Annotated in this window: 7 protein-coding genes; 5 read left to right on the top strand and 2 right to left on the bottom strand. The window is 75.7% G+C overall.

Features of this window, described 5'->3' with window-relative positions; translation table 11 throughout:
* The 3 genes from AAHZ94_RS22370 to AAHZ94_RS22360 form a co-directional block, all read left to right on the top strand.
* The coding region (locus tag AAHZ94_RS22370) for a LamB/YcsF family protein (RefSeq protein WP_349994768.1) at positions 1-140 on the top strand (140 nt) is incomplete at its 5' end.
* A gap of 203 nt (positions 141-343) precedes the next feature.
* The gene (pxpB, locus tag AAHZ94_RS22365) at positions 344-1,042 is read left to right on the top strand and encodes a 5-oxoprolinase subunit PxpB (RefSeq protein ID WP_349994767.1); all 699 of its coding nucleotides are present in this window, start codon (positions 344-346) and stop codon (positions 1,040-1,042) included.
* A complete protein-coding gene (locus tag AAHZ94_RS22360; protein ID WP_349994766.1) occupies positions 1,039-2,022 on the top strand; it encodes a 5-oxoprolinase subunit C family protein in 984 nt (327 codons plus the stop codon). Before pxpB ends, AAHZ94_RS22360 begins: the two co-directional genes overlap by 4 nt.
* A 572-nt stretch (positions 2,023-2,594) precedes the next feature.
* On the opposite strand, the gene AAHZ94_RS22355 is transcribed toward AAHZ94_RS22360, so the two are convergent.
* Complete coding sequence (locus AAHZ94_RS22355; protein ID WP_349994765.1) at positions 2,595-6,383, bottom strand: hydantoinase B/oxoprolinase family protein; 3,789 nt, start codon at positions 6,381-6,383, stop codon at positions 2,595-2,597.
* A gap of 432 nt (positions 6,384-6,815) precedes the next feature.
* Between AAHZ94_RS22355 and AAHZ94_RS22350 the strand changes: the two genes are divergently transcribed.
* Complete coding sequence (locus AAHZ94_RS22350; RefSeq protein ID WP_349994764.1) at positions 6,816-7,451, top strand: HAD family hydrolase; 636 nt, start codon at positions 6,816-6,818, stop codon at positions 7,449-7,451.
* A gap of 317 nt (positions 7,452-7,768) precedes the next feature.
* Here AAHZ94_RS22350 and AAHZ94_RS22345 read toward each other — a convergent pair whose 3' ends face one another.
* Positions 7,769-8,713, bottom strand: a complete 945-nt coding sequence (locus AAHZ94_RS22345) for an SGNH/GDSL hydrolase family protein (protein ID WP_349994763.1) — start codon at positions 8,711-8,713, stop codon at positions 7,769-7,771.
* 37 nt (positions 8,714-8,750) lie between these two features.
* On the opposite strand from AAHZ94_RS22345, the gene AAHZ94_RS22340 reads away from it, so the two are divergent.
* On the top strand, positions 8,751-8,950 hold a 200-nt coding region (locus AAHZ94_RS22340; RefSeq protein WP_349994762.1), incomplete at its 3' end, for a hypothetical protein.

Below are 8,950 nucleotides of genomic sequence, written 5' to 3'. Positions count from 1 at the left end.
CCAGTATCGAGGGAACACACGTCGCCGTGTCCGCCCGCTCGCTTTGCCTGCACGGCGACACCCCGGGCGCGGCGGCGACCGCCCGCCGGGTGCGGGCCGCGCTGACCGCGGCCGGCGTGCCGTTGCGGGCGTTCGCATGACGGCGGTGCACGGCGACACGCGGACGCCACCCGAGCCGGGTGCCCCGCGACGGCCCGCCGCGGGCGGTGCGCCACACCCGCCGAAGGCCGGAGACACCGCAGCGGACCCAGCCGGCGCAACGGGCCCGGCCGGCACGGGCGGTACGAACGACGCGGACCGTGCGGGTCGTACGGGCGACGCGGACGGCGGGGCCGTGGTCAGCGTGCGCGGGCTGCCCGTCGGCGAGCGGGCCCTGCTGCTTGAGGTCGCATCGGACGCGGCGGTCGAGGCGCTGCACGCCGAGTTGCTGCGCCGGCTCGGCAGCCCGGAGTTGCCTGCGGTGGGCGAGATCGTGCCCGCCGCGCGCACCGTGCTGCTCGACGGGCTGGCCGACCCGGCGGCCACGGCGGCCCGGGTCGCCCGCTGGCACATCCGGGTCGGGCCGCGCGAACACGGCAGCGTCGTCCGCATCCCGGTCCGGTACGACGGGCCCGACCTGGCCGGCGTCGCCGCACTGTGGGGGGTCACGCCCGATGAGGCGGTACGCATCCACGCCGGCGTCGAGTACCGGGTGGCCTTCTGCGGCTTCGCGCCCGGCTTCGGCTACCTCACCGGGCTGCCGGACCGCTACCACGTGCCCCGCCACGACACCCCGCGCACCCGGGTGCCGGTCGGTTCGCTCGCCATCGCCGGCCCGTACACCGGGGTCTATCCGCGCTCCTCGCCCGGCGGCTGGCAGCTCATCGGCACCGCGGACGTGGTGCTGTGGGACCCCGACCGCGAACCGGCCGCGCTTCTCGCCCCGGGCACCCGGGTCCGTTTCGTCCCCACGGCTGACAGCGCGGACGCGGCAGACACAGCAGATGGAGCAGGCGCAGCAGCCGAAGCGGCGGAGCGGGCGACGGACGGGGCGGCCCGATGACCAACGACGGCGCACTGACGACCGATGACGCGCCCGCCCGCGGCACCGCACGGGCCGCGAGCGACCCGCTGACGGCCGCCGCCGTACGGGCGAACGTACTGGTGAACACGGTGACGGTGGTGCGGGCCGGAGCGCTGAGCACCGTGCAGGACCTCGGCCGGGCGGGCCGCGCACACCTGGGGGTGCCCCGCTCGGGCGCCCTGGACGAGCCCGCGCACCGGCTGGCCAACCGGCTGGTGGGCAACCCGGAGCGGGCCGCCACCATCGAGACGACGCTCACCGGCTGTGCGGTACGGGTCGCCCGGGCCAGCACCGCCGCCGTGACCGGCGCGCCCTGCCCGGTCACCGTCGACGGCCGGCCCGCCGCGTGGGGCACCCCGCTGCGGCTGCCGGCGGGCGCCGTGCTTGAGGCGGGCGCGGCCACCCACGGGCTGCGCAGCTACCTGGCCTTCGGCGGCGGCGTCGACGTCGATCCGGTGCTCGGCAGCCGCGCCACGGACGTCCTGTCCGGGCTCGGGCCCGATCCGCTGACCGACGGGGCGCGGCTACCGCTCGGCGTGCCGGTGGGGCCGGCGCCGTGGCTCGACGGGGCGCCCGCCCCGGGCCCGGTACGGGAGTTGGCGTTGCCACTGGCACTCGGCCCGCGCGACACCTGGTTCACCGCCGACGCGCTGCGCACCATCGGCCGTGCCGCGTACGTGGTCTCCGCCGCGAGCAACCGGATCGGGCTGCGTACGGAAGGGCCCGCGCTCGAACGAGCCGAGCGTGGCGAACTCCCCAGCGAGGGGCTGGTGTTGGGCGCCGTCCAGGTGCCCCCCGACGGGCGCCCCGTGCTCTTCCTGCACGACCATCCGACGACCGGCGGCTACCCGGTGATCGGCGTGGTGCCCGCGGACGCGTTGCCGGCTGCGGCCCAGGCCGTACCGGGCACACCGGTGCGCTTCCTGCCGTACCGGGCACGCCCCTCGCGCCTCCGCTGACCCGCGGGCATCCGCCGTCCCACCCGGCCGCCGCGCCCCTCGCCGTGCGGGGCGGCACGGACCTGGGCACGGCTGGGCACAGACCTGGGCGCAGTCGGGCGGGGAACGGCTCGGGCCGGTCGGGCACAGCCGGGCGTGCCGCGAGGCGGCCGAACTCACCACAGCCGCCTGGCCGGAGGGCAACGGGGCCGTGCCGCCCGGAGCGGCCCGTCGGCTAACTTTTTTAAAGGTCTCTAAGGATTTGTCGACAACAGGCCGCCTGGCGATGCTGTTGCACGGATGGGGGAACGACCGCGGTAGCGGCCGGTCCCCAGGGGGCATCCACCGGGAGGATGGGAAGGCTCGCGCCGGGGACCAGCCAGCCCGGCCGCGGGGTGCACGCCGCCCACGGCCGCAGGCGCTGCCCCGGGCCGCCTGCCGGCCCCGCCGTCGCGAGGCGGCGAGGCACGGGCCGACCATCGACGCCGATGGGCTCCGCGCACTGAGTCAGCGCGGAGCCCATTCGGCTGCCCGCCCGCCGCTCCGCCCGCGCCCCCTCTTCCTCTCCTCTCAGCCCCTGGATACTCCGCGGCTCATCGCTCCCCGCCTCCCTCCCCCGCCCCCTCAGCGCACCGCCCGTACCCGCCCCCGCCCGGCGTGTGCACCACCAGTACGTCACCGGCCGCGGCCCGTACGACGTCACAGCCGTGCAGCGGCTGCACCGTACCGTCGGCCGTCTCCAGCAGGTTGGCGCCGGTGGCGCCCGGGTCGCCGCCGGCCATTCCGTACGGCGGGACCCGGCGGTGGCCGGTGAGCAGGGCGACGGTCATCGGTTCCAGGCAGCGGATGCGCCGGGTGACCCCGCAGCCGCCGTGCCAGCGCCCGCGCCCGCCGCTGCCGGGGCGCACCGCGAAGGTCTCCACGCGCACCGGGTAGCGCCATTCGAGCACCTCGGGGTCGGTCAGGCGGGAGTTGGTCATGTGGGTCTGCACGGCGTCGGTGCCGTCGAAGCCGTCGCCGGCGCCCGAGCCGCTGGCCACCGTCTCGTAGTACTGCACCCGGTCGTTGCCGAAGGTGACGTTGTTCATCGTGCCGGAGCCCTCGGCCTGCACGCCGAGCGCCCCGTACAGGGCCCCGGTGACCGCCTGTGAGGTCTCCACGTTGCCGGCGACGGTGGCCGCCGGGTAGGTCGGGGCGAGCATCGAGCCGGCGGGGATGCGGACGTCCAGCGGCTTGAGGCAGCCGCTGTTGAGCGGGATGTCGCGGGCGACCAGGGTGCGGAAGACGTAGAGCACCGCGGCCAGCACCACCGAACTGGGGGCGTTGGCGTTGCCGGGCTGCTCGGGCGAGGTGCCCGTGAAGTCGACGACGGCGCTGCGAGTGCGCCGGTCGACGCGCAGCGCGACCTCGATGACCGCGCCGCTGTCGGTCTCGTAGCGGTACCTGCCGTCGCGCAGCCCGGCGATGATGGCGCGCACCGACTCCTCGGCGTTGTCCTGGACGTGCCCCATGTAGGCGCGGACGACGTCCAGGCCGAACTGGTCGACCATCCGGCGCAGTTCCTTGATGCCCTTCTCGTTGGCGGCGATCTGGGCGCGCAGGTCGGCGAGGTTGGTCTCGGGCGCCCGGGAGGGGTAGCGGGCCGAGGTGAGCAGCGTGCGGGTGGCCTCCTCGCGCAGCCGACCGTCGCGTACCAGCAGCCAGTTGTCGAACAGCACGCCCTCCTCCTCGATGGTGCGGCTGAAGGCGGGCATCGATCCCGGGGTGCTGCCGCCGACGTCGGCGTGGTGTCCGCGCGAGGCGACGAGGAACAGCAGGTGCGCGCCGGTGTCGTCGAAGACCGGGGTGACGACGGTGATGTCGGGCAGGTGGGTGCCCCCGTGGTACGGGTCGTTGATCGCGTACACGTCGCCGGGGCGCAGGTCGTCCGCGTTGCGGCGCAGCACCTCCTTGATCGACTCGCCCATGGAGCCGAGGTGCACCGGGATGTGCGGAGCGTTGGCGATGAGGTTGCCGGCGGCGTCGAAGAGGGCACAGGAGAAGTCGAGCCGCTCCTTGATGTTGACGGAGTGTGCGGTGTTCTCCAGGCGCACTCCCATCTGCTCCGCGATGGCCATGAAGAGGCTGTTGAACACTTCGAGCAGGACCGGGTCGGCGCCGGTGCCGAGGGCCGGGGCCGCTGGCCGCGGGCGCGCCCGGGTGAGCAACAGGTGTCCGTGCGCGCCGACGGCCGCCCGCCAGTCCGGTTCGACGACGGTGGTCGCATCGGCCTCGACGACGATGGCGGGCCCGTCCACGGTGTCGCCGGGGCGCAGTGCTTCGCGCCGGTACAGGTGCGTTCGCCGCCACTGACCTGCGGCGAACATCTGCACGGTGTCGTGGACCGGCACGGCGTCGTGGACCGGCACGGCGCGGGCCCATGCGCCACGGTCCTGGGCGGCGGCCTCCGGTTCACTGGCCTGCGCGGCGGATTCCCGTACGGCGCCCCGTACGGCGGATTCCGGTTCGCTGCCCGCCGGGGCGGCCTCCGGTGCGCCACTGCCCGGGGCGGCCTCCGGTGCGCCGCGTTCCGAGACGGGTCCCCGGTCCTCGCTCGGCGGGCAGTTCGCCTCCACCGCGACGGCCTCGGCGATCAGCGGCTTGTCCATGGTGAAGGCGTAGCGGGCGCGGTGGGCGCGGGCGAAGTCGGCGGCCATCGTGGCGGCGTCGGCCAGCGGTACGGGCAGCGTCGCGTCGGTGCCGGCGTAGCGCAGGTGGACTCGGGTCGTGGTGGTGATCGCGGCGGGCAGGCCGTCGGCGACGAGTTCGGCCCGGGTGCGGCGGGCCAGGTCAGCACCGGCCTCCCGGACCCGGGCCAGCCCCGCCGCGTCGCCGATGTCGGCCTCCACGGCCGTCTCGCGCATCGCGGTCGCGTGGGCCACGCCGATCCCGTACGCGGAGAGCACTCCGGCCCGCGGCGGCACGATGACGGTGGTGACGCCCAGCACGTCGGCGACGGCGCAGGCGTGCTGACCGCCCGCGCCGCCGAAGCTGGTCAGGGCGTACCGGGTGATGTCGTAGCCGCGCTGTACGGAGATCTTCTTGACCGCGTTGGCCATGTTGAGCACGGCGATGTCGAGGAAGCCGGCGGCCACCTCGTGCGGGCCGCGCCGGTCGCCGGTCGCGGCGGCGATCCGGTCGGCGAGCGCGGTGAACTGCGCGCGGACGGCGGTGGCGTCCAGTCGCTGGTCGGCGTGCGGGCCGAAGACGGCGGGGAAGTACGCGCCGTGCACCCGGCCGAGCATGACGTTCGCGTCGGTGACGGTCAGCGGGCCGCCGCGGCGATAGCCGGCGGGCCCGGGCACGGCGCCGGCGGATTCGGGGCCGACCCGGTAGCGCTGGCCGTCGAAGTGCAGCACCGATCCGCCGCCGGCGGCGACGGTGTGGACGTTCATCATTGGGGCCCGCATCCGCACCCCGGCGACCTCGTTGCCGTAGACCCGCTCGAACTCGCCGGCGTAGTGCGACACGTCGGTGGACGTGCCGCCCATGTCGAAGCCGATCACCCGCTCGTACCCGGCGTCGGCCGCCGCCCGCACCATGCCGACGACGCCGCCGGCCGGCCCGGACAGCACCGCGTCCTTGCCGCGGAACCGCGCCGCCTCCCGCAGCCCGCCGTTGGACTGCATGAACATCAGCCGTACGCCGCGCAGTTCGCGGGCCACCTCGGCGACGTAGCGGCGCAGGATCGGCGAGAGGTACGCGTCGACGACGGTGGTGTCGCCGCGCGGCACCAGCTTCATCAGCGGGCTGACCTCGTGCCCGCAGCTCACCTGCGGGAAGCCGAGTTCCCTGGCGAGCGCGGCGACGGCGCGTTCGTGCCGCGGGTAGCGGTAGCCGTGAGTGAGGACGACGGCGACGGCCCGCAGACCGTCGGCACGGGCCGCCCGCAGTTGCTCCCGCACCCCGTCGAGCTCCAGCGGACGCACCACCGCGCCGTGCGCGTCCAGCCGCTCGGGCACCTCGATGACCCGCTCGTACAGCGCCTCGGGGAGGACGATCCGCCGGTCGAAGATGCGCGGCCGGTTCTGGTACGCGATGCGCAGCGCGTCCCGGAACCCCTCGGTCACCACCAGGACGGTGGGCTCACCGGCGCGTTCGAGGAGGGCGTTGGTGGCGACGGTGGTGCCCATCTTGACGACGGCGATCCGCTCGACGGGCAACGGCTCGCCCGCCCCGATCCCCAGCGTGGCCCGAATACCGGCCACGGCGGCGTCCTGTCGACGCCCGGGGTGGTGCGACAGCAACTTCCTGGCGACCAGCCGCCCGTCCGGCCGCCGCCCCACGACGTCCGTGAACGTCCCACCCCGGTCGATCCAGAACTCCCAGCGTCCGGTGGTCATCCCTCCAGTGTCGCAGCGGGGCGCGCCCGGGGCGGGAGGACGGGAGCCGGTTGGGCGTACGGGTGCCCCTGGCGGGGCGGGCATCGCGGGAGAGGCACGGAGAGGGGGAGGTACGGGCCGTGGGCTGGTGTCGGTGTCGGCGACCGCCCGGCACGCCTTGCGCCGCTGACGCGGCCGGGCCGTGGGAGGTCGCAGCGGCAACGGTGGGTGGGACGTCTCCAGGCGCCTCCAGATGTGCCCGGAGACGTCCGGGAGGCGGATGTGGTCTTGGACCGAGGCGTACGGAACCCGGTGCGGTGGCACATGGCGCCTTGCGCACGTGTACGGGAGGAACCGTACGGGGCCGTGGCGGACCTGGGCCGCAGCGGTCCTGCGTGACCTGTCTCATCCAGGAGGCGGGCGCCTTGGGGTGCTCTGACATGCTCACCGGCGATGAGCGACCTCGCATTCGATGCCCTGCTGTGCGACCTGGACAACGTCATCCGTTTCTACGACCTGGACGAGGTGAACCGCCTGGAGCAAGCCGCGGGCCTCCCCTCCGGCACCACCATGGAGATCGCGTTCGCCCCCGAGCGGGACCTGCCGCTGCTGCTCGGCCGGATCAGCCGGGCCCAGTGGGCCGCATCCATCGCCGACGCCCTGGCCACCAAGGTTTCCACCCAGCAGGCAGCCGCTCTCGCCACGGCGTTCGCCCACGCCCCCTCTCGCGCGGACCAGCACGTGGTCGAGTTGATCCGGCAGGTCCGCCGGAGCATTCCGGTCGTTCTGGTCACCAACGCCACCGTCTGGCTCGACAGCGACCTTGCCCAACTCGGCCTCACCGACCTCGCCGACCACGTGGTCAACAGCTCCCGTGTCCACATCGCCAAGCCCGACGCCGAGATCTACAAGATCGCCGTTGAGCGCGCGGGCGTCCCCGCCCACCGCTGCGCCTTCGTCGACGACAGCCGGACGAACGTCGACGCCGCCCGCCAGGCCGGCATGACCGCCGTGCTCTACCGCGACGTCTCCGACCTTCGCCAGCTCGTCGACCCCCTCGTGAACGCGGTCGGCCCGTCTCTCGTGTAGGCAAGGCAAGCGGCCCTGGGCGATGGGGCCAGCAGCTCGCTGGGACCCGGTCGAACTCGGTGAGACCGCTCTTCGACGAGGCAGGTCACTGCGGAGAGAGACCGGCACCGTCCTCCTCCCCCGCGGGCCCTCACGGCGAGGACTGGACGGCGGCCGGCCGCCAGCAGGCGGCAGACCAGCACCGGTGAGCAGACCGCCCACACGGCCGCTTCCCGCGCTCGGACCCAGGCCCGGGCGCGCCCGCCCGTCCCCGCGGGGCCCCCCAGCGGCGGGCCCGGCGGATGACCGGGCGGCGGCAGGGTGTGGTGTCTACGCGCTCACGCCGGGCTGCCCGCGCCCAGCGGGCCCAGTGGGCCGCGGCGGGTGGCGGTCAGCGCGCTGCGGGTGCTCCTGCGGGTGCGGGCGTCCAGGAGGTGGCCGGTGCCGCGCAGTCGGTGGCTGCTCTCCAGGGCCGCCAGCCGCACCAGGTCGGGCAGCAGGTCGTGACAGCGGTCGACGACCCAGCGCGAACCGCGCGTGGCCAGCCACCAGGAGCCGCCCGCGAAGGTGGGCCGCGGCCCGTCGGGAACGGTCGACGGTGCGGGTCCGAGCAGCGCGCCGCGGCGCCCGAGCGCGGCGTGGAACTCCCGGGCCAGCAGCCGGTGGCCGAGTTCGCTGGGGTGCAGCCGGTCGACGCTGCGGGCCGCGCGCTCGGCGGCCCAGGTGCCGCCGGCGAGGTGGACGTGGACGGCCCCGTAGCGCCGGGCCAGCACGTGGATGACCGTGTTCAGGGCCCGCATCCGTCGGGTCAGCGGCGCGGCCAGCGGCCTGGGCAGGCCCAGCGCCCGGCCCGGGTCGGGCAGGCACGCCGTCAGCACCAGCGCCCCGTCGGCGCTCAGCAGGCGCATCGTCAGGTCAAGGGCCGTGGCCACCTCCTCGATGTCGAACCCCGCCCGCAGCGTGTCGTTGCCGCCCACCACGACGGACGCCAACTGGGGCCGCGACCTGCGGGCCGTGGGCAACTGGGCGCGTGCCATCTCGGTGGCCAACGCACCGCTCCTGGCCAGGTTGACGAACTCCACGTGCGCCACCCGCCACGGCTCGGGGCGCGCCCCGGCGGCGGGCCTGGCCACCGGCCAGGGGCCACCGCCGGGCTGCACCGCCACGCCGGGCACCGCGTCCGCCCCAACCAGCGCGCTCGCCAGCAACGCCGCCCACCCGCGCCACCCTCCCCCGGCCACCGGGTCCCCCACGCCCGCGGTCAGCGAGTCCCCCAGCGCCACGAACCTGAACGGCACGGGTGGGCCGCCCGCATCCGAGATGCCCCCGCCCTCCGCCGAGGCGGCCGTGCCCGGGCCGGGGGCCGCCCCCCCCCCCCCCCCCCCCGGCCGCCGGGGCCCCCCCCCCGGGGCCCCCCGGGCGGGGGGGGGCCGCCCCGGGCCCCGCGGCCCGGTCGGGCGCCGGCGGCAGTGGGGACAGCCCGCGGCACGGCTCCTGGCCGGGCGGGTACGGATGGCTGG

Origin of the sequence: Streptomyces sp. HSW2009 (assembly GCF_040240285.1) — a bacterium.
Classification (GTDB): Bacteria; Actinomycetota; Actinomycetes; order Streptomycetales; family Streptomycetaceae; genus Streptomyces.
This window is presented reverse-complemented; position numbering and strand designations above follow the sequence as displayed.